Raw genomic sequence first — 25,263 nt, forward strand, 5'->3', positions numbered from 1 at the left:
CATCGCCAATCCCCCGTGTGCAACCTTCCCCCACGACCTGAATGGGCGTAAACGCAATTGGTCAACGAGAATCAGATGTTCGTTCGATACGCGATCACGACGGCGTTCATCTCCGCGATGGAGAGAATCGTGTCGTGATCGGTATCCGCCGAAGGCGGCACGGGTCCGATGCCCCGGAATCCGAGAATCGCGGCATTCAATTCAAACAGCGTCACTTGCCCATCGCCGTTCTCGTCCCCTGGAACCGGAGGAGGAACCGGCGTTGGCGTCGGCGAAGCCGTCGGGCTGGGCGTCGGAGTCGGAGCACCGGGCACGAAGGAATACTGCAGGCACCAGTCGAACAGCACACCCGTATCCTTGGAGACGTGATCGGAGACGTTCAGAGTCCAGACTCCGAAAACATCCTCCCCATCGAATGCAGCGAGCGCCTCATTGGGCCGGAACTCGCCGGCCATCGCCAGCCCGGACGGTTGGCATTCGTCCTCCGCCAGCGTTTGCGCCTCGTCCGACAGAATAACATCCAGGCCATCGCCCGGACATCCCCAATTGTCGATACCCGGAACTCCGGGACGATCCAGCAGCGTGATCTCCCGGCCCGTTTCCTCGTGGCGCAGCGTCACAACCAGGTCGCCGACAAATGAATGATCCACCATCAACATGACATCCAAGTCCAGGATTGCACCTGAATCCGGCACCAGGAAGGAATCCGCAACGCCGGCCGGCAAATTGTCCGGAATGTCGATGGGTGCGGGTGGCCATGCGCAAAGCAAGATCGGCGGAGGAGTCGGGCTTGGTGTAGGAGTCGGCGTCGGTGGCACGGTCTCCGGGATCAGGCACCACTCCGTTACATAGCCCGCTTCGCCCGTCGCGCGATCTGAGACGGCAAGTGTCCAATCTCCACCGATCGTCTCACCCGCAAAGCTCCCGAGGTTACCCCAAGGAGAGAGAATGCCGGAGATCGCCGGTGGCGCGAGGTTGCACATGAACTGGGCGGGCTGCAGGGCGCTGTCATCCAGGATCACATCGATGTCGTCGCCCTCGCAGTAATACGGGGCTCCCGGCCGATCCAAGAGCGTAATCGATGTGCCTGTATCTTCGTGCCGCAATGAAATCACCAGGTCGCCAACACGCCCATGGTAGGCGGTCAAAGACACTGCCAATCCCACGATCACATCGCTACTGACAATGCTGAGACTATCCATCGCCCCTGCTGGATCATTGTCCGGTATTGCCAATGTGCCCGGCGGAATTTCGCACGCGAAGTGATTGAGGCGCGAGATATCCAGCTCGAGCGCATCGATCTCCGCGCTCGTTGCGAGACCGAGTTGAGAATCCGTATAGATTGGTTCGGAAGAGATCGTTCCCGTGGAAGGATCGTATTCAAGGATGACGTCGCTCCCAGCGGATGCCGGCAGGAACTGGGTCAGCGAATCGAATCCCAGTGCCCACATTCCGTCATCGCTGACACTCATTGCATTGAGATTCACATTGGGCGAAATCCCCTTGGCAGTGCCATCGAATGAGACTTCCACGAACCCCGATCCCGCCTCAAACTTCACTACGTCTTCGTCGGCGACATCCTCGTCTCCGCTAGGGAGAGAGAGTCTCACGGTGCTGTCGGTAGAGAAGTAGAACTTCAGAGGAGACTCGCTCATGACATAGAGCGCATCCAGATCGGCTCCGCGTGGAAGGCCATTCGCAGAGCCATCCCAGAACATGCTGTACGTCGAGCCGCTCCACAGGATGACATCCTCATCCGCGTACGGTATTCCGGCCAACCACGCATCGGCATCGAGCGAGAAGGCGATTTCTCCCGTCGCAAGAAAGGCGATCGCATCGATGTCTGCTCCCAATGGGAGATCATCGGACAATTCATCAAGCGCCGGGCCCCAGAATCCAGAGGCATTCCACGCTGCGGCCTGATGATCCATTCTCGGAACAGCGCCGAACGATCCATCGGCATCCGAGGATGCAACCAACAGGACGACAGTCGCTGAGACCGGCGCACACACCAGCGCAACGGCAGCAACGACACAACAAACGCCGCGCGATGCAATCATCGCAGGCTCCTTATCGAAATTCGAGTGATCAGAAATTTGTGTCCGCACCGCCAGGCACCGTGCCCGCCGTGCCGCCGGCCGCGCCATCCGTCGTCAGGTTCCCTGCGCGATAGCAATTCGTGCTGACTTGAATACCGCTGGTTGCATTCGAGTGCGTTCGGTTTCGGATCACGGAAACATCGTCAACGCTGCTTGGGGCATAGATTCCAAAAGAACCCAGGGTTGGGCCGCCCGTAACATATCCCCATGCGAGGTAGCAGTAGTTCTCCTCGATGTGACATCCGTTCCCATATGCATAAATGCACGCGGCGATCGAAGTAGATTCTGTTCCGTCGGAAAGCACCTGGTAGACTGTATTTCCCCGAACCACCGCTGCTCTGTCGGCCCGAATCCCGATGGCGGTCGAAGCGTAATCTGCCGCCGTGATTCCGTAGACAGAGTTTCCCGTGATCTGCGTGTATTGGCCCGCGCGAATACCGATCGCTTCGCTAAGCGAACCTCCCACTTCGACCACGTTCACCTGGCAATTGCGGACCACGGTCGTATCACCGGTGTGAATGCCGACGACGATGACGCTGTCCAACGAACTGGAGACTGTTGAGACTCGCGTGTTCTCGACAACTCCGCCATCAACATCCACTCCGTATGCGGTCCCGGTTCCCGAATTGTTCCGGTGATTCTCGACGACACAGTCGCTGATTATTGCCCCAAGTCCGGCCTGAATCCCAACGACGTTGCCGCTGCTGTAATTGCTGCTGAGCAGACACCGCCGAATCTGTGACGTGCTCGACACCTTGATCCCGCCATCGCCGCCGTCCTTGTTATTTCCTTCGATGATGCAGTCTTCGATGATCGCCTGGCTGGCTGCGTAGATTCCCCAGCCGCCGTTTCCACTCACCTCCAAATCGGAGATTCGACAGTTCGCCCCAAGCTCCAATCCTCGATCCCCAAAATTCTCAATCCGGCCATTGCGAACAACAGTACTTGAAACGGCAGTGATATTGATGCCATCGGCATTTCCGCTGAAGCCCGATCCAGTCAGGGTAAATCCGTGCAAATCGATCGTGACATCGGAAGCCGCGATCGTGATCGCCGGCACATCTGCCGTCATCGTCACTCCATCGACCAGGATGTAACTGCCCGACGTATTGATCGTTGTTGTCGCGGTTGGGTCCAGCAGCAGATCGATCTGCCCATCGGCTGCCATCGCCGGACGAGCCTGGAGCAACGCAACGAGCGCAATCAGCGCCGCCGCCCAACACAAATTAGAAAACCATGCAGGTTTCATGGAGAGACCTCGCCCTCCTCCAAAATGATGACCACCGGGTCGGGACAAGCCCTGTCTCGACCCTCCTCTATATCGCGACACCTCTTCTCCGTGCGAGAAGGGCGGCATCGCGACGCCTCGTTTGATTGATACAGAACTCCATAGGCCATTCCTGTCGCTCTGTCAACACGTGGGAAACGTTCGAGGACATTCGCAACTTGCGTCTTGCGACCTGTTCCCGGGCAACGTTCAATGCCGTGCATTCTCGCTTAGGGGCTGGAGAGAAATGACATCCGAACCACGGACGACTTATCTGGCAGGGGCGATCGAGTACGCCGCCGATGGGGGCATTGCCTGGCGGCGCGAGATCGCCGAGTGGCTCGATCATGAACTCGGTCACAAGGTACACGACCCAACCGAACACGACTTCCAGCAGTTGACAGATGAGGAGAAAGAGAATCTCCGAATCTGGAAGGAAACCAATTTGCCGCGCTTCCGCCAGGCGATTCGCAAGATCATTCACCACGATCTTCGACTCCTGCTCGAGCACACCGACTACGTGATCTGTCGTTGGTGCCCGGGAACGTCCAAAGGCGGAGGAACACACGGCGAACTCACGATGGCGTACTGGCACCAGATCCCCGTGTACCTGCTTCTGGACGCGCCGCGCTCGGAGGTCAGTAGTTGGATCCTTGGCTGTGCCACAGCAGTCTTCGAAAACTGGGATGATCTTAAGGCAGAACTGAAGCAACTCTACGATACGCCCTCCGAGGGGACGACATGACTTGGACGCGCCCTCCCGCGCTGCAATCCGGCGACCGCGTCGCCCTGGTTTCTCCCGCCGGACCCCTGCAGTCAGAGGACGAACTGCAGAAGTGCATCGCTGCTATTGAAAACCTTGGCTTCGAGGTCGAGTGCGGCGCGCACGTGCGTGGCCGCATCGATTATCTCGCAGGCTCCGATGATGAGCGGGGGGGCGATCTTCAGCAGGCATTCGATTCGCCCGACATCCGCGGAATCTTCTGTGTGCGAGGCGGTTACGGCTCCGGGCGTCTGCTCTCGAAGCTCGATTTCAGCGTTCTCCAGAAGCAGCCGAAGATCTTTGCCGGCTTCAGCGACCTGACGTCGCTGCATGGCGCACTCGGACGCAAAGCACGCATGGCAACGTTGCACACACCGACGATTGCAACGGCTCTTGTGAATGAACCGCTCGATGAGCGCTCCCGCGACCTCATGGTGCGCATTTTGACTTCACCCGAGCCGGTGGGATCGTTGGCCGATGCGATGGAATGGCGGGAGCCATGGGTGATCCGCGGCGGCCACGCGGAAGGGACTCTCATCGGCGGCAATCTGACCGTCTTTACGACACTGCTGGGGACGCCGTACATCCCCTCGCCCGAAGGCAAGATCCTGTTCCTCGAAGACGTCGGCGAAGAACCCTATCGCCTTGATCGCGCAATCAACCATCTCGTGCAGAGCGGGTACCTGAGTCGCGTTCGCGGAATCGTGCTTGGCCAGTTCACAAATTGCGAATCGGAACACGCCACGCGTGACAAACCTGAGGTCGTCCTGGAGCGATGCCTCGCGCCGTTGGGCATTCCCGTGCTCGGTGGAGTCCCCTGTGGTCACGGACGCCCATGCGCAAGCCTGCCATTCGGTTGTCGAGTGGTTATGGAAGCAACACGCGGAGACTTGTTGTTGAAAGAAGCGCTGGTTACTTCGCCCTGACGCTCATTCCCAACTGGATCCACTTTGGACGGGTTCGATCTGGACCCGCATCAGAATTCCAGCCGGCGGGTAATTGAATACAAGGGGCAATCCGTCCACGCTGGGAAGGCCTCCCACCGCGACCGTAAAGACATCACGCTGACCGGACTCAAGCTCCTTCACGGGGAACCCCGACAGGTCGTTGCGTTCTTTCGTGAAAGAGTACTGGCGATGATCGGGAAGTAGAATCCGAAACTGCTCCGGCCCGACAATGATCGCTTCGCTCGATTGATTATGTACTGAGATGGCCAGCAGGCGACCACGCGTCGTTGCACGCAGACCGACGCTCTTCTGGCTTTCGAGCGGCTCGTTGTATCCGAGAATTCCCTGGCCGGGGCCGGGGATGGATTGCTCTGGCTTCTGCGAGAGCAGCATCTCTGCAGCCGAAGGTTCCTCCTTGCCGCATCCAAACAGGCAGACCGTTATTGCTGCAAGTAACAGGGCATTGAGAAGGTAGCGCGTCTTCATCACGAACCAGTGGGGGAGTCTTCTTCCGCAGGTGTCGGAATCTCGTCCGGCACAACCTCAGACGGCGGCTGGACTTCCGGAGTCTGGACCTGATCTTCCTGATCTTTCCGGCTTTCGAGGATCTCGCGGATCTTGCGCTCGCGTTCCTCGGATACCGCTTCGGGAATCTCTCCAGGCCTTAGCTCGGTCCGCGGTGCCTCGTTTGTAGAGGTCACCAGATAGATCACGACCACCAGAAGAATGATGGCCAAGCCGCCCGCTGCGAGGGCGATCATCTTCCAGCCGGAACTTGATTCTTCCGCAGGCGCGGGAGTCTTCTTCTCGCCTGATTTCCGTTTCACGGGAGCAGGCGTTCCGGCTGGTTTCTTGACCTGCTTCGACGAGGCTTTGGACTTCTTGATCTCGACCGAAGAATCCTGCTTCTGCCTCTGTTTCTTCTCTTCCTTCTTCTTCTCCTTCGGCTTTTCTTTCTCTTTATCCTTCTGAGCGGCTTGTGCTCGCGCGGCCGGAGGAGGTGTCAGGAAGTCCTTGCCGGTATACAGTGCCGAACCGGTGCGTGCATTCCGATAGTCCAGCACGGACGTAATACTGACAGTCTGTTCCTTCAGCGCTTTGCTGAGATCGTCGCAGAATTCACGCACTGTCTGATAGCGATCGTCGCGATCCGGGCACATGGACTTGAAGATGACTTCATCCACGGCCACCGGCACGTTGTGATTCGCTTCCGATGGTGATGGGAACGCGCCAACAGGAAGCATGCGCGTCAGCATCTTGTAGAACGTCACGCCCAGCGAGTAAATATCCGCACGGTGATCGACGTTCGAAGGATCCGCAGTCTGCTCCGGCGCCATGTAATTCGCTGTGCCGACAGCGCGGGCGGGAGCGGTGATTTGGGCCGCCTCACCCTCGTCGCCACCCAGGATGTGTGCGATTCCGAAGTCGCTGATTTTGACGTGGCCCTGCTTATCGATCAGGATATTCGACGGCTTGATATCGCGGTGAACAACGCCGCGTTTGTGCACGTAATCGAGAGACTCTTCACATGCCGTGACGACTGCGCGCCATTCAGGGAAAGACAAGCGATCCTCGACGATCTTTTTGTCGAGCGTCTCGCCCTCCACGTATTCCATCACGAAGAAGTACCGGCCGCTATCATGCCCGCGATCGATGATGTTCACGATGTTCGGATGCTGCAGACTCGCGAGGGCACCCGCCTCCGCCTCAAAACGGCTGACGAACTCCGGGTCTCGCACGAATCGTGAATGGAGGACCTTGATCGCGACCGTTCGGTTCAGGCTCTTCTGCAGGGCTTTGTAGACCGTGGCCATACCGCCTTCGCCGGCGATCTCGCCCACGACAAATCCACCCGACAGCACTTCTCCTTCGTTCAGAAGCGCTTCAGTTCTCGATTGGCGAGAGGGAGGCGAGGCAACATCATTGCTGGCGCCGGAGGGCTTTTTGTTCTCGGTCATGCAAACCGCCTTGGCCCTTCTTCTTCATGCGTCAATTCTGAATAGGGGCCCATTTGGCCCCGGGCAACCCGAATCTCCTGTCATTCGGCCCGTGGGGAAACAAAATTCTAACTCCACGTTCGCCGCATGACGCGCAGACTCATGCCACCCCAAGCAGACCATGACTTCTTGGCGAAACGCAACCCGCTTCTGACCTTTTCGCAAGCCCGGTTTCCCGCTCTCACCGGACGCGGAATGCCAGCCCGACAAGGAAGGAATGCAGGATCAGGGACGCCAGGCGAGCCGTCTGATTATCTCTATCCAACGGCGGCGCAACCTCCACGATATCAAGGCTTCGCACGGACTTGTTTTCTCCCGCCAGGAGGCCGCCCATCACGAGGTCGAAGCCCGTCAGCCCGATTGGCTGAGCCGCGCTTGTCCCGGGAGCGAACGACGAGGAAACCGCATCCATGTCGAAAGTGACCAGAATATCGTGGTTTCGATAGGATGCGAGAGCGCTCCCAAAAGGCGCCGATAAACCGAGCCGGCGCAACTCGTCCAACCAGTGGATGCGCCCGCCCTGCGCCTTCACCCACTCCGTGTACTTCTTTGAATTCGCGTGTGGGTGCGCTCCAAGGCACGTGTAGCGCCCACCGAGCGCACCGCTCGGGTGTTGCAGTGCCATTCGGAAAGACGTGCCACTGGTTGGTTGACCGTCTTTGGGCTCTCGAACATCCAGGTGAGCATCCACATTCACGATTCCCAGCCGACGAACATCTTCCACGTACCCGAGAAAATGCCCATAGGTCGTTTCATGTCCTCCGCCCAGCACTACCGGCACGATGTCCATCTTCAACAGGCGGGCAACAATCGCCCCCAGGTGCTCCTGCTCTTCCTCCAGCCGTCCGTTGATCTTGATGTCGCCGATATCGACGATCTTCATCGACGACAGATCCAGATCGCGCTCTGCATCGTAGGCGTTCAGTCTGTAGAACGCTTCGCGGATGGCCTTGGGACCGAAAGCTGCCCCGACTCGGCCATGGTTGCGGGCCACGCCCTGGTCCGTGGGGAACCCCAGGATCACCGCATCCGCCCCCTGGACATCGCCCTCCGATGTCCCGGCGCGAACCACTTGGCCCATCTTCACATCTTGGACGTCATGCCCGCCGACGAAGTACGCCCCGTCCGGCGGAACCAGCCTCTCTCCCCAGAGTTTCATGTCAGCATCCTCCCCTTCTTGTAGGAGTGCATCACCAGGTTCTCACCTAACCCGTAGGGAATCGCTGCCAATGACCTGCAATTCCACACGCAGAGATCCGCTTCCAGGCCTTCCTCGATTCTCCCGAGCCGTTCATCGAGTCCGAGCGCCTTGGCTGCATTGTGCGTGACGGAGAGCATGATTTCCTCAGCCGTCATGCCCAGCATGATCGCCCCCAGGCTCATCATCAGATGCAGATTTGTGGTGTGGCTCGAGCCGGGGTTGCAGTCCGTTGAAATGGCAATAGGAACGCCGGCCGCACGCAACTTCTCGACAGGAGGCCGTTGCGTTCCAAGCGTCAGCATAGCTCCCGGCAGCAGCACGGCCACCGACCGACCCTGGCGCATGGCTTCGACGCCCGCATCATCCAGATGTTCCAGGTGATCCGCCGAAAGGGCTCCCATTTCGCCGGCCAGTTGCGCCGCCCCCGTATGCGTCAACTGCTCGGCGTGGACCTTGAAGTGGAACCCGGAATGGTGCGCTGCCTCAAAGATCCGGCGTGTTTCCTCCAATGTGAATGCTCCGCGCTCGCAGAACACATCCACAGCCATCGCCAGACCGCGTCCCTCGGCCTCCGGGATCATCTTCTCGCAAACCAGATCCACATATGCCCCGCGGTTGGACTTGAACTCGGGTGGCACTGCATGAGCACCAAGGAGCGTCGGCACGAGTTCGATCGAGGACTTTTCATCCAGGTCGCGGATGACTTCGAGAATCTTCATTTCGTCCTCAAACGTCAGGCCATACCCGCTCTTGGCTTCGATCGTCGTGACGCCCTGCTGGCGGAATTGCTCGAGGCGGGGGAGAGCGTTTTCGAAGAGCTCGCCTGCATCGGCTCGACGCGTCTCGCGCACTGTCGAAAGTATGCCGCCGCCCTGCCTCAGAATTTCCTCGTAGCTCGCCCCGGCCGCGCGGCGAACGAACTCCTCCTCGCGCGTCCCTCCCCAGACGATGTGCGTGTGGCAATCGATCAGGCCGGGAGTCAGCAAATGGCCGCCAAGATCCCGCCGCTCGGGCTTATTCAGGCGATCCTGCGGAATGGCCTCCTGCTGCCCCACCCAGGCAATGATGCCATCCTCGACAAGCACCGCCATGTCCTCCTCGACGGTCGGGTGATCCGGATTGGCCCGGAAGAGACGAGTGTTTTCAAAAAGGGTTTGCATGTTCACTATCCTGGAAGTCTCACATTCTCTATCGATGTCAAGGGACCATGACACGATATGCCCACGGTGGGCAATTGGATTCCGGATTTTGCGTTGGAACGAAACACGAGCGTATTCGGTCAGGAATTCCTTGACGGGAGAATGGCCGTCCCCCTCACATGGAAGGTTGTTCGAGGTCTCTAGTCTGCGTGCCAAGGCTCAATGAGCCCGATGCCCGCAGTCTAGGGGCCGAACCCCGAGCCAGGATTATGGTACTATGAGGACACTTCCGAAACCTATCGATCGCAGGGGATTCACCCTGATCGAACTGCTGATCGTGGTGGCGATCATCGCCATCCTAGCCGCCATCGCCGTGCCGAACTTCCTTTGTGCACAGACCCGCTCCAAGCACTCCCGCGTGCTCTCCGATCTCCGCACATTGCGGACGGGCATCGAAAGCTACGCAGTCGACTGGAACAAGCCGCCTCGCATGTCGTGGGGAACTTACATCGCTGGACTCAATAATACCCCGGGCGACAGGTACAATGGTGAGCCGATTTACCAGACGCTGGGGTATTGGTTGACCACCCCCGTATCGTACGTTTCGCGATTCGACTACCCCGATCCATTCGTGAAGGGCAAAGACGCGATTCGCGTCGACTACCACTTCTACACGTACCAGGACTACCATTCGACCGCTGTCTACGCCGCTGGAGCGTCAGGAGGTGTCATTAACATCTCTTCAAGTGCGCTTGGCCAGTTCGACAGAAACCTCGGCGCCTACTACCTGATGTCCATCGGACCGATGGCGACAGAAGTGAAGACGACAGAGCTGTTCTGGACCCAGTATGATCCCAGCAACGGCTGCGTGAGCGAAGGCTCGATCTTCGTCAGCCAGAAGCACACCGATCCTGTTGTGTATGATATGAGCGGAACCAGCATTCTGAGGTAAACTTCGCCACAATTGATCAGGATGGCAACCCGGGCGAATCGCCAAGAGCGCATTTGCCCGGGTTTTCCTTTTTGATTATGCCTACTCAAAAACCGCGTGCGGAACCGTCCGTTCGAGCGTGAAATACAGCGGAATGTCGTGCCAGCGAATCTCGACGTCTGCGCTCAGGTGACCGTTGCGCGAGGGATCGTCGGCTTTGATCTCCCACTGGGCCAGAGCGCGATTCTCCGTCTCGCTTCCTTCGAGCGTCCGATTCGCCACACCTTCGATTTGCCAATGATCCGGCGGCTGCAGCGTGATCTTGCCGATCAGGCGTGGGCTCGTGCGCAGGATAACTTCCGCGCGCGCGGTCGCCTTCGGCTCCGGTTCTTCAGAGCGCTCGATTGAAAGGTGACCCGTCAGGGCAACGAGTTGGGCCAGCGCGCGGCTGCGCGTCGGTGTGCTGACGTCGTCATCGTCCACCAGCGCCTGCACCATCTCGACGCGCATTTTCTCCATCGGCCCCAGGACCGGCTGCATGCGATCGGGAAGCGCCCGGATGCTGCGAATGTCCTTTAGCGTTTGCAGAACCATCTGGTGAGACTTGGATTCGGGCGCCTCGCGAGCCAGCACGTCTTCCGCGCGTCGATACGATGCGATGTCCGCGCGATAGCCTCGCACAAAGCCATCCGCGCGACGGCTCTGCGGAATCACCGTGACGACGGTCTTCTTTCGCAAGTCGATCTCGCCCAGCCGCACGACCGTCTCGATGGCTTCCGCGTCGTAGTACCATGTGCGAACCGGCGCCATGATCGAACCATCGTACTCGATGCGCGATCCGTCTAGCAACACGACCACCGGAAGAAAAGTTCCTGGCAGACGGATTTCGATCTCGCGTTTGTCGACAGCGCCGGAGAACTTGCCGGTCATCGGTCCGATGGAGATTTGATGGCGAGCATCCGCTTCGAAATGATGCTCGATTGGCAGTTGTGTGAATTCGCCGTTCATGTAGCTATTCGTCAGGCCGTCGTCTTCGTACAGCGTGAACTCTCCGCGGTCTCCGGGGAAGATCTTGATCGCAAGCGGCGCAGTCTTCGTCGCCTCCGAACGCATCGGTTTGCCCAATGCCAGCGGGACAATACCGCCGTCGCGGACGAAGATCGGAATCTCGTCCAGCGCCGCCGGCACGCGGAAGATGCGCGGGCCCTGGAAGATCTCGCCCGTATACCACTCGGTCCAGATGCCATCAGGAACCCAAACGATCTTCTCGGCCATTCCATTCACGTCGCGCACGGGCGAATCGATCGGCGCGACAAACATCTGATCGCCGAAGAAGTACTGGCCGCCGAAGTTGTACGCCGAATCGTACTCTGGGAATTCGTAGTACATCGGCCGCAGCAGCCCGACGCCAGTCTCGTAGGCCTCGTGGGCGAAGGTGTAAACGTAGGGCAGCAGCGCGTAGCGCAGACGATACGCCTCGCGCAGTGCATCCGGATACGGTTCTTTGAAGGCCCAGGGACGACGTTCTGCATCGTCGGCCAGATTCGCGTGAGTCCGCAGGATCGGACTCATCGCGCCCCACTGCACCCACCGAGTGAAGAGCTCTCCATTCACCGCACCGGGGAAGTACCCGCCGATGTCGTGGGACCAGTAAGCAAACCCAACATTGGACGCCGTCGCCGTCATGTACGGCTGGAACGAGAGCGCTTCCCACGTGCTGTACGTGTCACCGGAAAACCCGATCGGATAGCGATGGTCCCCCAGGCCGCCCCAGCGGCTGAAGTTCAGCGGACGCTGCTTGGGACGAGCCTGAACCTGGTCGCGCCAGTGCTGAAAATCCAGCCACCACTGCGGGTCCAGGCGCGGGACAGAGGAGTCTTTTCCCTGCTGCCAGTCGAGCCAGAAGAAATCCACGCCTGCCTCTTCGAGTGGTCGATAGAGATACTTGAAAGCAGCGGCGATGTACTTTGGATCGAGCAGTTGGAATGGAATCTCGTCGGCCTTCTGAGGATCGACTCCCAAGGCTTTCGCGACGTTCTCAAATCCCGCCTCGTGCTTCTTCACGCCCTCGTGCGGATGGATGTTCAGCGCCACCCGCAGGCCTTCCTTCTCCGTCCAACCCAGGAACTCCTTCGGATCTGGAAAGCGATCCGTATCCCACGTGTAACCCGTCCAGCCCGGCAGGTGCCAGTCCGTATCGATCACCAGCACATCCAGTGGAATGCGATGCTCCTCAAACCCCGCGACCAACTCGCGCAACTCCGCATCGGTGTACGGCCAGTAACGCGACCACCACGCGCCAAAGACATAGCGTGGGGGCATCGGAATCGGGCCGGCGAGCTTTCGATAGTCCGCCAGTGCGGCCTTGTAGTCATGCCCATGACCGAAGAAGTACCAGTCGAGGTTACCGTCTTTCGGACGCCCCTCCACGCGGGGCGGATCCAATTGCGCGAATACCGGCGTGAACGAATCGTCCACCAGGGCCCATCCGTCGCGCGAGAGCAGTCCCTGATCCAGCGGCACATCGCCATCCGTCCCGTCCAGGCTTCGAACCGTCCCCAGGAGATTCTCCGTCGCCGGGTCGCCGGGGTGCCAGACCCTTGGTTCTCCATCTACGACGTATTCGATTTCCAGGTTTTCCGCAGAGAAACGCCCATCATGGATCGAGTAGCGAACCGTCAGATCTTCTGTCGAAATGACGTGCCACTCGCCCTCGACTTCCTGAGTGAACTCCGGCACCTCGACCGCCCGGTTGGTGAACACCAAGGTTGGACGATCCTCAAAGCGACCGGACTCGTTCCATTCCAATCGGACCAGGAATCGGCTGAGAACTGTGATGCGCGCATTGCCGACGCGGATCATGGCATCGGCGTTCGCCTTGCCCTGTCCCGGCAGCGGAGCCGGTTGGGCGTGAAGGGTGGCAGTGGCGAGAGCCATCAGCAGACAAAGGCTGAGGCACTTGATGGGAAGAAGGGCAGTCCTTGGTGACAAGTCTCGTTGCTCCACGCAGATCGAATCGCTCCAACCCCAATCTCCCGTCGGATTGATCCGATGTGAGGGAAGAGTGCGGCACGCTTTGCGCAGTGACAACCTGCAACAGCGATAAGTAGGAGGAAAATCACTAAAACGTACAATAAAAGGGGTGCGCAGCAGCACCAAAACGTACGTTCATATTGATGCACGGGGGCATCATGCGACGGGGGTGCAACGCAAGAAGTCGCTCCAAAGGGGAGCCAGGAACAGGGGCATTCGGGCCAATTGCCCGGATAGGACACAGAAAAGCCGAGCGACAAACGCACTCAGGAATCAGGATGGTTGGGCAGTCAGCCAGCCGGCTGGCAGCCAGGCCCGTTGATTCGGCCGCCGATTGAAGCGCAATCGCCGATTGAATTCCAGATGGCGATGGACCTTGACCCCGGAACTGCATCGAGCAATATTAGATTCTGGTTAGGGCCTAGCGGGTGCGAAACTATGGTCGGGGACAAACTCTTCACTTCGAGATTTGAGATCAAGTATCTGATCTCAGCCTTTCAGGCGGAAGAAATCCGCCGCGTCCTGTCCTTTCACATGACCATGGACCCCTACTGCGAGCTTTGCCCCGGCTTTTCTTACCTGAACACCAGCCTCTACTTCGACTCTCCCGACCATCATTGCTACAAAAGTACCGCCATGGGGCAGAAGAACCGCTTCAAGGTGCGCTTGCGGTGGTACGACGATGAGCCCGACACACCGATTTTCCTCGAGGAGAAGCGTCGCACGACCGACGCGATCTCGAAACTGCGCGCGAAGCTCGACCGCCCCGCCCTCGCACAATTGATGGGCAGCCAGATTGTGGCTCCCGCGCACGTGCTCAGCACTTCTTCCCGCGCGCAGGCTCGCCTTCGGCTCTTGCTGGACACGATGCAGAGCCTGAATCTGCAGCCCGCCTGCCACGTGCGCTACATGCGCGAGGCATGGGCCGGTCCGGAGCACGAGTACCTTCGGGTCACCTTCGATACCCAGGTCCAGGGACATGTTGTGACTGGAAACGATTTCGCCCGGCGAGAGTCGCCCGGCTGGAAGAACATCGGCGAGCAACGCACGATCCTCGAGATCAAGTTCGAGAGTACGATACCACCATGGCTGCAGTCGCTTGTGCATGACTTCGGACTGCATCGCCAGTCCGTCCCCAAATACCTGCTTTGCATGGATACGATTCACGGCGTTGGGCACGGAGTCCGCCAGTTCGCCATGACGCCGGGAGGCATTCGATGAACGAGTTGACGAACTTCTTTGCCGGCATCCAGGCCATGACCAATGCCCCTTCCTTGGGGATGATCCTGGCATCTCTCGCCTTTGCCTTCCTGGCCGGGCAGGCAGTCGCATGGATCTACATGTGGACCCATTCCGGGGTCTCCTACAGCCGCTCGTTTGTGCAGAGCCTTGTCCTTCTCGCTATCATCATGGCCCTCGTTATGATGGTGGTGGGCAGCAACGTCGTTGTCGCGTTCGGCCTGATCGGCGCCTTGACCGTGATTCGTTTCAGGAATGTGCTGAAGGACACACGCGACACGACCTACGTTTTCATGGAGATCGTCGTTGGCCTCGGGGCAGGGACGACGAATTTCCTCGCAATCACAGTCGGCGTCGTCTTCTTCGCACTCGTCATGATGTACCTGAAGACGACCGGCTTCGGCACCCGCCATGGGCACGATGCCCTGCTGCGCTTTGAGGCGCTGACGGAAGGTTCCGATTCCTTTATCGACGTCTTGGCGCGGCACTGCCGTCGCAGCGACATCGTCAGCCAGCGGGCCGACAGCGTCCGCGGCGTGATGGACTATTCGTACCGGCTGCTGCTGCGCGACCCGCAGCGCACCGATGAGTTGGTCCGAGAACTGACGGCGACGGAAGGCGTTTCCGGCGTCTCGCTTCTGAGGCAGGAGGATCAGTCGGAGGTCTGACCTTCGACAGATATTTGGAGAGATCGAGCAATGACGAAACCAGTTTCGAAAGGCAAGATCCCAATTCCGGTTTCCCGGCGTCTGCGCATCCTGCAGACCACCCTGTTGCCTTTTGCGATCTGGGTCGTGGCCGCGGGAATCTGTGTGATCCTCTACAATCGCCAGTCGGGTAGCGTCACCGTTTCGGGCCTGGTTGAAGGACGTCAATCCAACCTTGCGCCGCTCGTGGATGCTCGTCTCGTTACGCTTCCCGTCGGCATTCTCGACGACGTGCAATCCGGCGATGTGTTGGCCACTTTCGACGATTCGGAAGTCCGCGCCGAGCTCTCCGTCTTGGAAGCCCAGGCACAGACCCTCCAGGCGCAGGTCACCGCTGAGCAGGCTCGTCTCGCCAAAGAAGCGAAGCTGGCGGACGAATCGCGCCAACTGGATTTGCGCCGCCTCCAGGTGGACGTCGAAAACGCCCGTCTCGAAATCGTCAATCGACGCATTCAGATCGAAACCAGTCGCGTGGACCTGAATCGCCTGCATGTCGAGCGCCAGTACTCCGAGCGTCTGATCGATGCCGGCGTCAGCGAGCAGATGGACTATGATATCGCCAGCGTCCAGGCCGAGGCCCTCGAGCAGGCAATCGCCGAAGGACAGAAGGCCCTGGAAGAAGCCGAAGGCCAATTGAAGGAGTCCAAGGACCGGCTCCAGAAGTTCGAGGAAGTCACCGGCCTGGAGTCCGAAGTCGATGTGGCCGTTGCGCCTCTTCGCCAGCAGCTTGATGTGCTGGCGGCCGAAGTGGACCTTGCCCGCACGCATCTGCCCTCGCTGGTACTGCGCAGTCCGATTGACGGTGTGATTACCCAGGTTGCTGCGACGCCGGGCGAGAACATCGTCGCCGGAACGCCAATCCTGACGGTCACAGAGCGCCGTGCCGAGACAATCGTCGCCTACCTGCCGGAAAACGCCCGAATGGAGCCGAATCCCGGCGACATCGCCGAGGTTCGCTCCGCGCAGCCCGGCGGGGGAGTCCTGGCTGAGGCAAAGGTCGTTTCCGTCAGCCCCGCCGTCCAGGTGGTGCCGGCGCGTCTATTCCGGGATCCGAATCGCCCCGAGTTTGGCCGGGCCATTCTGCTCACACTGGGCAGCGCCAGCAACCTGCTGCCCGGCGAACGCGCTACGATTACCTTCCACCAGTAGGACCCGCGTCGGCTGAACACACGATTTCCCATCGCTTTCCGCAATGACCGTTTGACGCGGTTGGGAGGGTTCTCTGTATTCTGGGGAGACGTCTTCAAGACTCCTCAAACCCTCTGAAGCCAGCAGCCCATGCAGAAGCTGATCTCCATCTTCAACAGCATCGTGTCCCTGACGACGAACATGGGCGTTCGCGACGTGATCGATATACTGATGGTCGCGCTCGTTTTCTTTCTGGCTTTCAGCCTGCTCCGAGAATCCCGCAGTCAGGTCGCCTTGCGGGGACTGATCATCGTCCTGTTTGTCGCGTTCGTGCTCTACCTCATCACGATCTTTGCCGAACTGACGACGATGAGCCGCCTGTTCGAGCGATTATGGGTCGTGATCACGCTGGTGTTCCTCATCAGTTTCCAGAACGAGTTCAAGAAGGCTCTGACCGAGTACGGCCGATTACCGATCTTCCGTGCCCTGTTCAAACAGGAAACCGCGGCCATCGACGAGATCATCCGCGCCGTGTCGCGCCTGGCGGAGAAGAAAGTCGGCGCGCTGATCTGCCTCGAACGCCGCACGCCCCTGCGGCCTTACTCCGAGACCGGATCGCCGATCGATGGCGTGATCACCGTTGAACTGCTGCGGACAATCTTCGCCATGTACACGCCGCTGCATGACGGCGCGGTCGTGATTCGCAACAACCGAATCGTCGCCGCCGGTTGCCTGCTTCCGCTGACGAATCAGGAATTGCCGAAGGAACTCGGCACGCGCCATCGCGCAGCCGTTGGATTGACGGAAGAGACGGACGCCGTGGTCGTTGTGGTTTCTGAAGAGACCGGCACCGTGTCCTTGGCCCACGACGGGATGATTCACCGACCGATGACGGCGGAGACTCTACGACACCGACTCCGCGAGCTGTTCGAAATCGACGAGGAGGAGCAAGGTGGCGAAGCAGCCTAGGCGCCCAGTCAGCGACATTTTCCTGATCCTCTTCTCGCTCTTTCTCGCATTCATCGTCTGGGTGATTGTCAAGCAGCAGGAGAGCAGCATCCGCACGCTCTCCGTGCCGGTAACATACTCGAATCTGCCGGAGTTCGTGGAACTCAGCGGCTATGAGCCCGAGTCTATCAGCGTCGAGTTCAGCGTTCCAAAGGCCGAGGAAAGCTACGCGCGCGGCGAGAACTTCAGAATCGACGTCGATCTTTCGAATATTGCCACATTCGCCGGCACAGAGAGCTTCAACGAGTACACCGCCGACCTGACGCCAAGCCTTGTCGCAGCCAACGATCCCGGTACGCAGATTCACCCCGTCCTGATCGTTGGAGAGCCGATCGTGACGTTCATGGCGCGACTTCGCCTCGCCTCCGTACCGGTTGTTCCGAATCTCCAGGGCCAGCCCGCAGAAGGCTTCCAACTGGAATCCGACGACATCACGATGGAGCCGCCGGAGATCAAGGTCGCCCTCAATGCCACACGCTATCGCGAGCACCTGGAAGGACGGCTCCAACTTCTGACCGAGCCGATCGATTTGGCCGGTGAGCGCGATGTCGTCAGCGGTCTCTACAGCGTGCCGCTGAACTCGCGCGATGGCCTCAACCAGGGCATCTTCTCGATCCCCGGCGCCCCAGTACAGAAGATCGAAGTCACGATCCCGTTGCCGGAAGTGGAAACGACCAAGGTCTTCGAGGACGTCGCAGTGACCTACGAGCCATTGCGTGTCGACGTCGTCGCCGAAGTCAAACCTTCTGCCGTCGATGTGACTATCACAGGCCCGCGCAGCGCAGTGAATCGCGTCACCCCGGAAATGCTGCATCTTTCGACGCTGGCCCTGATCGATGATCGGCCGGGGACCGTCGTTGAAACGGTGATCGATGTGACCCTGGAGACGGCCGACACGGGCCTTCGCGCACGCATCAAGTCCATCGAGACCGATCCGCGAACGGTTGAGATCCGAATCGTGGCGAAGGAACAACCGACGCCCACTCCGTCGCCGACGCCATCGCCATCCCCCACACCAAGTCCGACGCCCGAGCCGTCGCCGACGATCGTCCCGCTCTCGATCGACAATATCACGACGTCGAGCCTGGAACCGTTGACCGAGGACGTGGAGACTTCGCCTCGCCCGGCGCTGCAAACTCCCAACCCCTGATTTTCCCATGCGAATTCTCTACATCTCAGGCGATCACGGCATTCCCGCCTTCGGGCGCAAAGGCGCATCTACGCACCTGCGCGAGATGATCGCAGCCTTCCGGCGCGCGGGATGCAAGGTCGCACTTGCTGCGTCGGACTTGTCTGGCGATCGGCGGGAGGATGAGGACTTTCCGACCCACAAACTGCCTCGGCCGACAGCGAAGATCCTCGGCAGCGATGGACGCTATTGGCTGGCGGATCGAGGCGCAAACGGCGTCCTCCGCAACGCTGCCGTTCGCTTTCGTCCCGACGCCATTTTCGAACGGAGCGCGTTGTATTTCCGCGCAGGCGAACGCCTCGCCGGGTCCTTCAGGATTCCACGTCTGCTCGAGGTCAACACCTTACTCTCCGAAGAGCTCCGCAATCGGTTGCATTGGCCGAAGGCGGCTGCCCGTGCCGAGGAGCAAACCATTCGCGCCGCGAGCGGCATCTGCGCCATCTCCGATGTCATGCGGGACCGACTGGTCTCTGAGTTCAATCTCCCCGCAGAAGGCGTTCGGACCTTCACGATGGCCGTCGATCCTGGGCGATTCAAGCCGCGTGGCCGAGCCGCCATCGTCCGCAAAAAACTCGACATCGACCTCGACACGCCGCTGATTGGATTCGTCGGCTCGATGAATCACTACCACAAGCCCGCGTGGTTCATGGACCTCGTGGAGCGCCTCGCCACGGAGCAACGCAACGTCCAGTTCGCGCTCGTTGGGGGTTCGGATGCGAAGGTCAGTAAGTACCGCAGCCGCGCCGCGCAGATTGAGGGCGCGCGAGTGCACTTCGAAGGTACGGTGCCGCAGGATGAACTGGCCGACTGGATCGAAGCGATGGATCTTGTCGTCATCCCCGGCGCCGCACCGCAGTCCACACCGACCAAGATTTTCGAAGTCGCGGCGATCGGTACATCGCTCGTGCTTCCCGCGACCGTGCCCATCTCAAAACTCTGCAAGGGTGCCGCGGAAGACCTGCTCTTCCCCGAGGAAGACTTCGACGCCCTGGTCCAACGCGTGTCGGGCTGGTTGGACAATCGCGAGGCTCTCACGGATGCAACGAAAGCACTGCGCGAAACGGTCCTTGCCGAATACACCTGGGATCACCACGCAAAGGAGATTATCGCGTGGTTCGAGTCCTTGCGTGCCTAACCCCCTCTGCGATGCCAACTTGACTCTGCCGGGCCCCATCGGGTGTAAAGGCGATACGCTGGGCGACTGGCGGAATTCCCGGGAGTGACTCGATGGCTGCCAAACGAACGAATCCTCTGCGGGAGGGAATGCACTCGCGCCGAAATCCGGAGCCCTTCCTGGTGGTTGTCTTCGGCGCGACGGGGGACCTGACAAAACGGAAACTGATCCCCGCGTTGTTCAATCTCGCGCGGGATGGGCACCTGCCGCAGCGCTTCGGAATCCTCGGCTATGCCCGCCGCGATGTGCGCGACGAGTTCCGAGAGATCACACGCAAGGCCCTGCAGGATCATTCGCGCGCGCGTCCTGAATCGTCCCAGGAGGAAGACGACTTCCTCCAGCGCGTGCACTATCATCCTGGGCACTTCGATCGCCTCGAGGACTACGAGGCTCTCGCGAAGCGCATCGAGGAACTGGAAGGCGAACTCGGCCTCCCCGGGAACCGGCTCTTCTACCTCGCCGTCGATCCGCAGTACTTCGAATCGATCGCGGATGGACTCAGCCACGCGGGGCTCGTTCACCCGCCCTCCGAGGACGGGCCGTGGTCACGCGTCGTCGTCGAGAAACCCTTCGGGCACGACCTCGAATCGGCGCGGACTCTCAACCGTCATCTGCAATCGACGATCCACGAATCACAGATCCTTCGCATCGATCATTACCTCGGCAAAGAGACGGTGCAGAACCTTCTGACTTTTCGATTTGCGAACTCGATCTTCGAGCCCCTCTGGAACTCGCGATTCGTCGAATCCGTCCAGATCATGGTGGCCGAGGATCAGGGCATGCCGGGCCGCCGAGGACAGTACTACGATCGCGCCGGCGCGATGCGTGACGTCGTGCAGAATCACTCGTTGCAGTTGCTCTGCCTGACCGCGATGGAACCGCCGGCGAGCCTCGATGCCGAGTCCGTTCGCGACGAGAAGGTTCGTCTGCTCCGAGCGATTCAGCCCATGACCCAGGAACAGGTCGCACAGAACACAGTGCGCGGCCAGTACGATGCCGGTTCCATCGGAGGGAAGGCCCAGCAGGCCTACCGCGACGAGGAACGCGTCGATCCGCAATCGACCACCGAGACCTACGTCGCGATGCGTCTGGCGATTCGCAACTGGCGCTGGGCCGGCGTTCCGTTTCTGCTTCGCACTGGGAAGGCGCTGCCGAAACGCGTCACGGAAATCGCCGTCACTTTCAAGGCGCCTCCGCACCAGGTCTTCGAGACGCCCGACTCCGGACCGATACGCCAGAATACGCTCGTCCTCCGAATCCAGCCCGACGAGGGCATCTCATTGGCCTTCGAAGCCAAGCAGCCCGGCCTTTCGACTCGCCTGCAGAACGTGAAGATGGACTTCCACTACGGCTCGTCCTTTGGCCAGCCCACTCCCGAGGCTTACGAGCGCCTTCTGCTGGATGCGCTTGTCGGGGATGCGACGCTCTACACGCGATCGGATGAGGTCGAACTCGCGTGGCGCCTCATCACCTCCATCCACGAAGCATGGGCCGATCAGCCGGCGCCGGATTTCCCGAACTACAGCGCAGGAACCTGGGGGCCGGACGAAGCCGATCGGCTTGTCGAAGACTTGCCAACCGGTTGGAGGAGGCTCTAGCCGATGTCCTCCGCCGAACATCAGCTTTGCCGCGGGATCCCCGTTGAACTTGGTGCGACGGCAATCGAGCACCAGTTGGCGCTACTCTGGGATGTGCGCGGCGAGGAAGGCGCCACCGGACAGGAAGGCTACAGCCGCGTCATTCTCGGCAACGTGTTGTGGTTGGGCTCCACACGGCATCTGCCCCGCGTCCGGCGAATCCTCGACGAACTCGTTCGCAATTATCCCTGCAGGCTGTTCCTTCTCGAATGCGTCGACGATCCGGATCACGCGCTGTGCGCGCACGTGAACACGCACTGTTACATTCCCCGCGGCGGCAGCGGACGGATCTGCTGCGAGGAGATCCACCTTCGCTTCGGTAAAAACGCCCTCGAGCACCTGCCCAGCGCTGTTTTGTCGCTGCTGATTCCCGACGTGTCTGTGCACTTGTGGTACTTCTCCGAGAGGCCCGCGCGCTATGACGCGATTCTCCCGGACCTGATTGGACTGGCGGATCGGACGATCTGCGAAGTCGCTTTTCAATCTGATCCGGCGGCCGGGTTGCGCTCCCTCGCCGAGGCCGACCAGGAACTCTACAACTTCTCCTGGTTCCGCGACTCGCCGATGCGAGAACAACTGGCGGCCCTCTTCGACGACGAGGAAACGCTGCCCATTCTCGACCGCATCGCTGGCGTGAGGATCCGTTGGGCCGGCCCTCCCGGGGACCGCTCCGCGCTCGTTTCGGCCTCTCTTGTGGCCGGCTGGCTGGCATCTCGCCTGGGGTGGAAGGTCTCGGATGCGAATGCCGACGAGGACTTCTGCTATCAGGCCCCTGCGGGCAAGATAGTTGTTCACATCGAACGGGAGGATGGCACCGAATACCTCGAACGGGTGCAAATCATCCATCTGCAGATTGACAGCACACGGGGGGAAGGCGTGATTCTGGACGTCGGAGAACGCTCGGGGCAAATGGAGCGTTGCGTCCGTGGACCTTCGGGGGAATGGTCTTGTGCGCCGCTGTACGTGCAGTCCGGCGGGCTGAGTGACGCAACCGCCTTGGGAAGTGCCTTTCGGGCTCGTTCACGAATCAGCCCATTCCGCGATGCTGCGGCCATGGCGTGGCCGCTCCTCGCGCATCTTCTGGCCGACGGGGGACGCCGGTGATCATCTACTGTTACAAGGACGCCAACGAGGTGGCCGCCCAGGCTGCACGCCTGTTTGTCGAGGCTGCCCTGGATGCCGTAGATCGAGCCGGAATCTTCAATGCCGCGCTCTCCGGCGGAACGACCCCCCTGATGATGTTCGAGAAGCTGGCGTGGCTGGAGACATTCAGCGACGACCTGACGCGACGGACCCACCTGTACTGGGGCGACGAGCGCGACGTTCCGAACAACGATGAGGACTCCAACGTCTGCATGGCGCGCCAGGCGCTGATCAGCCCGCGCCAGTTTCCGCGCACGAATATCCATGCACCAAATGGCGCTGCTGAGAACCTGGAATTGGAAGCGTTGCGCTATGAGATCGAGATCAAACGCCACGTTCCGCTCGCTGCGAACGGCTTTCCATCTTTCGATCTGATCCTACTTGGCATGGGAGCCGATGGCCACACCGCCTCGCTCTTCCCGAACACGGCAGCTTTGGACCAGCGGTTCCGCACCTTCGTCGCCAATGATGTTCCGCAACTGGGCGTCCGCCGCCTGACGATGACCGTCCAGACCATCAACACCGCCAACTACATCATGATGATCGTCACGGGAGAGCAGAAAGCCGATGTCTTGAAGGATGTCTTCGCTCTGCACAAACGCGAGCCCGAGTACCCGATCGACTTGATCAAGGGAAGTGGGTCGAACTTGATCTGGCTGGCGGACGAGGCGGCGATCTCTAAGTTCTCGCCCGAGCAGAGGGAATACTATTCGCTGCAGTGATTCCCGTCTTCCTCATTCGGCGCCCATTCGTTTGAGCGCAGGGACTTCCATCAACAACGGACGGCAGGGGAGTTGAAACCATGCGCCTTGGGCTTCAGATTCCGCACGACAGAAAGAACCATGAGCTCCTGAAAGCACTGGGCCTCAGTTGCATTCAATTGCGTATTGGCCCGGGCTTCCCCATCGAAACCGCGGATCCGAATCTGGAGGAAGCCCGCCGGACGGCTGATGCGTTCAAGGCCGAGGGTATCCAGGTCCTTGCGATGGGATTCTACCGCAACATGCTGGCGACCGACGACACCCTGCGTGAAGACGAAACCGCACGCCTCCGAAATGTGATGCGGATGGCGCCGCTGTTCGGCACCGACATTATCGGCGTTTTCGCAGGGCGCGATCCGGATAAGAGCATCGAGGACAACATCCCCGCCTTCGTGAATATCTGGAAGCCTCTTGCCCAGGAGGCCGAAGACCTTGGGGTGAAACTCGCATTCGAGAATTGCACCATGTTCCGCGGCTATCCAATTCGCGGAATCAACATGAGCCACACGCCGCACTCGTACGACCTGATGTTCGAGGCGCTCGATTCGCCGGCGCTCGGAATCGAGTTTGATTCCAGTCACTTGATGAAACAATTCCTCGATCCCGCGAAGTTCCTGCGCCGCTTCCCCGACCGGATCTTCCACATGCACGCCAAGGATCACGAAGTGCTTCCCGAGCAGTTGGAACTGCATGGGCGCTTTGACGTTCGCGCTTCGCGCGATCGGTATCCTGGGCGCGGCCAAACAGACTTCGCCGGCATCTTTCAGGCACTCGCCGAGATCGGCTATTGCGGCGATGTTTCGATCGAGGGCGAACGCGATCCCGACGCGAACACCGAAGAAGAGATCGTGGCCGGCCTGAGGGCTTCCGTTCAGATGCTTCGACAGTTCATTCCTGCGGACGGGTAACTCGTGAAGCGGCCATTCATCAGCATCGTCATTGCGAATTGGGACGGCGAAGAGTGGATCGACCGCACGCTCTCGTCGCTGCAGCTCTCCGCGAGAGCAAGCAATCTCTCATTTGAGATCATCGTTGTCGACGACGCCAGCAGCGATGGAAGTGTTCCGCTGATCGAGAGTCGCTTTCCCGATGTGGCGTTGCTACGGAATAAGAAGAACGAAGGCTTTGGCGCGACTACGATGCGCGGCGCGCGTGCAGCTCGGGGCTCTGTCCTCGTACTCTGCAATAACGATCTCGTGGCCAAGGAACCGTTCATCGCGAATCTCGCCAGATGGTTCAAGGAACCGCGTGTGCAACTTCCCGGCGGGGAATTATTCGATCGAGCGAGCCTGTTTGCTGTCAGTGCACGAACGATGGCGTGGTGGGATGGAAAGCCGAATCAGTTGTGTATGGGAGCCCTCTGGCAGGGCGGTCGAATCACGCCGTCGTGGGAAGATCCCAAGCAGGCGCAACGTTGCCTCTTCGCGCAAGCTGGCGCCGCGGCCTACAACCGGAAGCACTTCCTCCGCCTTGGCGGTCTCCGTCCCTACTTTTCGCCGGGCTATTGGGAAGACTACGACTTGGCCTATCACGCGGCCAAGCAAGGCATGACAACCATCTACGATCCCCAGGCCGTTGCGCTGCATGTCGGTGGCGGCTCGATGACCAGACGATTCGGCGATGAAGGCGTTGCGCGAATGAAGGCGCGCAATCATCTGCTGTTCGAATGGACCAACCTGACAGACCCGGCAATGCTGTTGCGCTACGCGGCACGTTTGCCGATCAGCGTTGCCCGCGAGTGGCTTTCCGGAAAGCCGCCGATTCTATCACGCGCGCTCCTCGGAGCCATCCGGCGCGCTCCTGCCGTTCTGGCCGAACGTTCACGTCGATCGCCATCCCGGCAAACCGATAAGGCCCTGCTGCGTCGATACGGTTCCGGCCGACCATCCTTCTGATTCAG

The 25,263-nt window shown here is 60.0% G+C and carries 21 protein-coding genes; 14 read left to right on the plus strand and 7 right to left on the minus strand.

The window, feature by feature from the left end:
- Positions 1 to 71 precede the first annotated feature (71 nt).
- Both KQI84_06555 and KQI84_06560 read right to left on the minus strand, forming a co-directional pair.
- Positions 72 to 2,060, minus strand: a complete 1,989-nt coding sequence (locus KQI84_06555) for a proprotein convertase P-domain-containing protein (GenBank protein ID MCB2154529.1) — start codon at positions 2,058 to 2,060, stop codon at positions 72 to 74.
- A 28-nt stretch (positions 2,061 to 2,088) separates the two neighbouring features.
- Positions 2,089 to 3,348 (minus strand): right-handed parallel beta-helix repeat-containing protein, encoded by a 1,260-nt coding sequence (locus tag KQI84_06560; GenBank protein MCB2154530.1) that lies wholly within the window; start codon positions 3,346 to 3,348, stop codon positions 2,089 to 2,091.
- Positions 3,349 to 3,613: 265 nt separating this feature from the next.
- Here KQI84_06560 and KQI84_06565 point away from each other — a divergent pair, with 265 nt between their 5' ends.
- Positions 3,614 to 4,111, plus strand: a complete 498-nt coding sequence (locus KQI84_06565; GenBank protein ID MCB2154531.1) for a hypothetical protein — start codon at positions 3,614 to 3,616, stop codon at positions 4,109 to 4,111.
- Positions 4,108 to 5,055, plus strand: a complete 948-nt coding sequence (locus tag KQI84_06570; protein ID MCB2154532.1) for an LD-carboxypeptidase — start codon at positions 4,108 to 4,110, stop codon at positions 5,053 to 5,055. The genes KQI84_06565 and KQI84_06570 overlap by 4 nt, the downstream gene beginning before the upstream one ends.
- A gap of 3 nt (positions 5,056 to 5,058) precedes the next feature.
- Here KQI84_06570 and KQI84_06575 read toward each other — a convergent pair whose 3' ends face one another.
- The 4 genes from KQI84_06575 to hutI form a co-directional block, all read right to left on the minus strand.
- A complete protein-coding gene (locus tag KQI84_06575) occupies positions 5,059 to 5,565 on the minus strand; it encodes a hypothetical protein (GenBank protein MCB2154533.1) in 507 nt (168 codons plus the stop codon).
- On the minus strand, positions 5,562 to 7,034 hold the full coding sequence (locus KQI84_06580) for a serine/threonine protein kinase (GenBank protein MCB2154534.1): 1,473 nt from the start codon (positions 7,032 to 7,034) through the stop codon (positions 5,562 to 5,564). Before KQI84_06580 ends, KQI84_06575 begins: the two co-directional genes overlap by 4 nt.
- Before the next feature lie 220 nt (positions 7,035 to 7,254).
- Complete coding sequence (locus KQI84_06585) at positions 7,255 to 8,232, minus strand: formimidoylglutamase (GenBank protein ID MCB2154535.1); 978 nt, start codon at positions 8,230 to 8,232, stop codon at positions 7,255 to 7,257.
- Positions 8,229 to 9,434, minus strand: a complete 1,206-nt coding sequence (gene hutI, locus KQI84_06590) for an imidazolonepropionase (protein ID MCB2154536.1) — start codon at positions 9,432 to 9,434, stop codon at positions 8,229 to 8,231. Before hutI ends, KQI84_06585 begins: the two co-directional genes overlap by 4 nt.
- Positions 9,435 to 9,690: 256 nt before the next feature.
- Here hutI and KQI84_06595 point away from each other — a divergent pair, with 256 nt between their 5' ends.
- Complete coding sequence (locus KQI84_06595; protein MCB2154537.1) at positions 9,691 to 10,365, plus strand: prepilin-type N-terminal cleavage/methylation domain-containing protein; 675 nt, start codon at positions 9,691 to 9,693, stop codon at positions 10,363 to 10,365.
- Between the two features lie 81 nt (positions 10,366 to 10,446).
- Here KQI84_06595 and KQI84_06600 read toward each other — a convergent pair whose 3' ends face one another.
- Positions 10,447 to 13,335 carry a glycoside hydrolase family 31 protein gene (locus KQI84_06600; protein ID MCB2154538.1) on the minus strand — a complete coding sequence of 963 codons (2,889 nt, stop codon included), beginning with the start codon at positions 13,333 to 13,335 and terminating at the stop codon, positions 10,447 to 10,449.
- A 480-nt stretch (positions 13,336 to 13,815) separates the two neighbouring features.
- Here KQI84_06600 and KQI84_06605 point away from each other — a divergent pair, with 480 nt between their 5' ends.
- From KQI84_06605 to KQI84_06655, 11 genes are all read left to right on the plus strand, one after another.
- Positions 13,816 to 14,598: a polyphosphate polymerase domain-containing protein gene (locus KQI84_06605; GenBank protein MCB2154539.1), complete on the plus strand. Its 783-nt coding sequence runs from the start codon at positions 13,816 to 13,818 to the stop codon at positions 14,596 to 14,598.
- Positions 14,595 to 15,284: a DUF4956 domain-containing protein gene (locus tag KQI84_06610; protein ID MCB2154540.1), complete on the plus strand. Its 690-nt coding sequence runs from the start codon at positions 14,595 to 14,597 to the stop codon at positions 15,282 to 15,284. The genes KQI84_06605 and KQI84_06610 overlap by 4 nt, the downstream gene beginning before the upstream one ends.
- Before the next feature lie 30 nt (positions 15,285 to 15,314).
- Positions 15,315 to 16,472 (plus strand): HlyD family efflux transporter periplasmic adaptor subunit, encoded by a 1,158-nt coding sequence (locus KQI84_06615; protein MCB2154541.1) that lies wholly within the window; start codon positions 15,315 to 15,317, stop codon positions 16,470 to 16,472.
- 129 nt (positions 16,473 to 16,601) lie between these two features.
- On the plus strand, positions 16,602 to 17,420 hold the full coding sequence (cdaA, locus tag KQI84_06620) for a diadenylate cyclase CdaA (protein ID MCB2154542.1): 819 nt from the start codon (positions 16,602 to 16,604) through the stop codon (positions 17,418 to 17,420).
- Positions 17,404 to 18,609 carry a hypothetical protein gene (locus tag KQI84_06625; protein MCB2154543.1) on the plus strand — a complete coding sequence of 402 codons (1,206 nt, stop codon included), beginning with the start codon at positions 17,404 to 17,406 and terminating at the stop codon, positions 18,607 to 18,609. Before cdaA ends, KQI84_06625 begins: the two co-directional genes overlap by 17 nt.
- 7 nt (positions 18,610 to 18,616) lie before the next feature.
- Entirely contained in the window at positions 18,617 to 19,783 is a 1,167-nt protein-coding gene (locus KQI84_06630) for a glycosyltransferase family 4 protein (GenBank protein ID MCB2154544.1), read from the plus strand.
- Positions 19,784 to 19,875: 92 nt separating this feature from the next.
- The gene (gene zwf, locus KQI84_06635) at positions 19,876 to 21,420 is read left to right on the plus strand and encodes a glucose-6-phosphate dehydrogenase (protein MCB2154545.1); all 1,545 of its coding nucleotides are present in this window, start codon (positions 19,876 to 19,878) and stop codon (positions 21,418 to 21,420) included.
- A gap of 3 nt (positions 21,421 to 21,423) precedes the next feature.
- Complete coding sequence (locus tag KQI84_06640; GenBank protein MCB2154546.1) at positions 21,424 to 22,563, plus strand: glucose-6-phosphate dehydrogenase assembly protein OpcA; 1,140 nt, start codon at positions 21,424 to 21,426, stop codon at positions 22,561 to 22,563.
- The gene (gene pgl / locus KQI84_06645; protein MCB2154547.1) at positions 22,560 to 23,324 is read left to right on the plus strand and encodes a 6-phosphogluconolactonase; all 765 of its coding nucleotides are present in this window, start codon (positions 22,560 to 22,562) and stop codon (positions 23,322 to 23,324) included. Before KQI84_06640 ends, pgl begins: the two co-directional genes overlap by 4 nt.
- Before the next feature lie 80 nt (positions 23,325 to 23,404).
- Positions 23,405 to 24,271, plus strand: coding sequence for a sugar phosphate isomerase/epimerase (locus tag KQI84_06650; GenBank protein MCB2154548.1), 867 nt, complete (start codon positions 23,405 to 23,407; stop codon positions 24,269 to 24,271).
- Between the two features lie 3 nt (positions 24,272 to 24,274).
- Positions 24,275 to 25,258 carry a glycosyltransferase gene (locus KQI84_06655; GenBank protein MCB2154549.1) on the plus strand — a complete coding sequence of 328 codons (984 nt, stop codon included), beginning with the start codon at positions 24,275 to 24,277 and terminating at the stop codon, positions 25,256 to 25,258.
- Positions 25,259 to 25,263: the final 5 nt, after the last annotated feature.

The organism is bacterium (assembly GCA_020444065.1).
GTDB lineage: Bacteria > Sumerlaeota > Sumerlaeia > SLMS01 > JAHLLQ01 > JAHLLQ01.

Excerpts from the sequence above, each read along its gene's own strand:
- KQI84_06560 (MCB2154530.1), bottom strand. The coding sequence starts at position 3,348 with ATGAAACCTGCATGGTTTTCTAATTTGTGTTGGGCGGCGGCGCTGATT.
- KQI84_06630 (MCB2154544.1), top strand. The coding sequence starts at position 18,617 with ATGCGAATTCTCTACATCTCAGGCGATCACGGCATTCCCGCCTTCGGG.
- KQI84_06570 (MCB2154532.1), top strand. The coding sequence starts at position 4,108 with ATGACTTGGACGCGCCCTCCCGCGCTGCAATCCGGCGACCGCGTCGCC.
- KQI84_06595 (MCB2154537.1), top strand. The coding sequence starts at position 9,691 with ATGAGGACACTTCCGAAACCTATCGATCGCAGGGGATTCACCCTGATC.
- KQI84_06615 (MCB2154541.1), top strand. The coding sequence starts at position 15,315 with ATGACGAAACCAGTTTCGAAAGGCAAGATCCCAATTCCGGTTTCCCGG.
- KQI84_06555 (MCB2154529.1), bottom strand. The coding sequence starts at position 2,060 with ATGATTGCATCGCGCGGCGTTTGTTGTGTCGTTGCTGCCGTTGCGCTG.
- KQI84_06640 (MCB2154546.1), top strand. The coding sequence starts at position 21,424 with ATGTCCTCCGCCGAACATCAGCTTTGCCGCGGGATCCCCGTTGAACTT.
- KQI84_06580 (MCB2154534.1), bottom strand. The coding sequence starts at position 7,034 with ATGACCGAGAACAAAAAGCCCTCCGGCGCCAGCAATGATGTTGCCTCG.
- KQI84_06610 (MCB2154540.1), top strand. The coding sequence starts at position 14,595 with ATGAACGAGTTGACGAACTTCTTTGCCGGCATCCAGGCCATGACCAAT.
- KQI84_06585 (MCB2154535.1), bottom strand. The coding sequence starts at position 8,232 with ATGAAACTCTGGGGAGAGAGGCTGGTTCCGCCGGACGGGGCGTACTTC.
- zwf (MCB2154545.1), top strand. The coding sequence starts at position 19,876 with ATGGCTGCCAAACGAACGAATCCTCTGCGGGAGGGAATGCACTCGCGC.
- hutI (MCB2154536.1), bottom strand. The coding sequence starts at position 9,434 with ATGCAAACCCTTTTTGAAAACACTCGTCTCTTCCGGGCCAATCCGGAT.
- KQI84_06605 (MCB2154539.1), top strand. The coding sequence starts at position 13,816 with ATGGTCGGGGACAAACTCTTCACTTCGAGATTTGAGATCAAGTATCTG.
- KQI84_06565 (MCB2154531.1), top strand. The coding sequence starts at position 3,614 with ATGACATCCGAACCACGGACGACTTATCTGGCAGGGGCGATCGAGTAC.
- KQI84_06650 (MCB2154548.1), top strand. The coding sequence starts at position 23,405 with ATGCGCCTTGGGCTTCAGATTCCGCACGACAGAAAGAACCATGAGCTC.
- cdaA (MCB2154542.1), top strand. The coding sequence starts at position 16,602 with ATGCAGAAGCTGATCTCCATCTTCAACAGCATCGTGTCCCTGACGACG.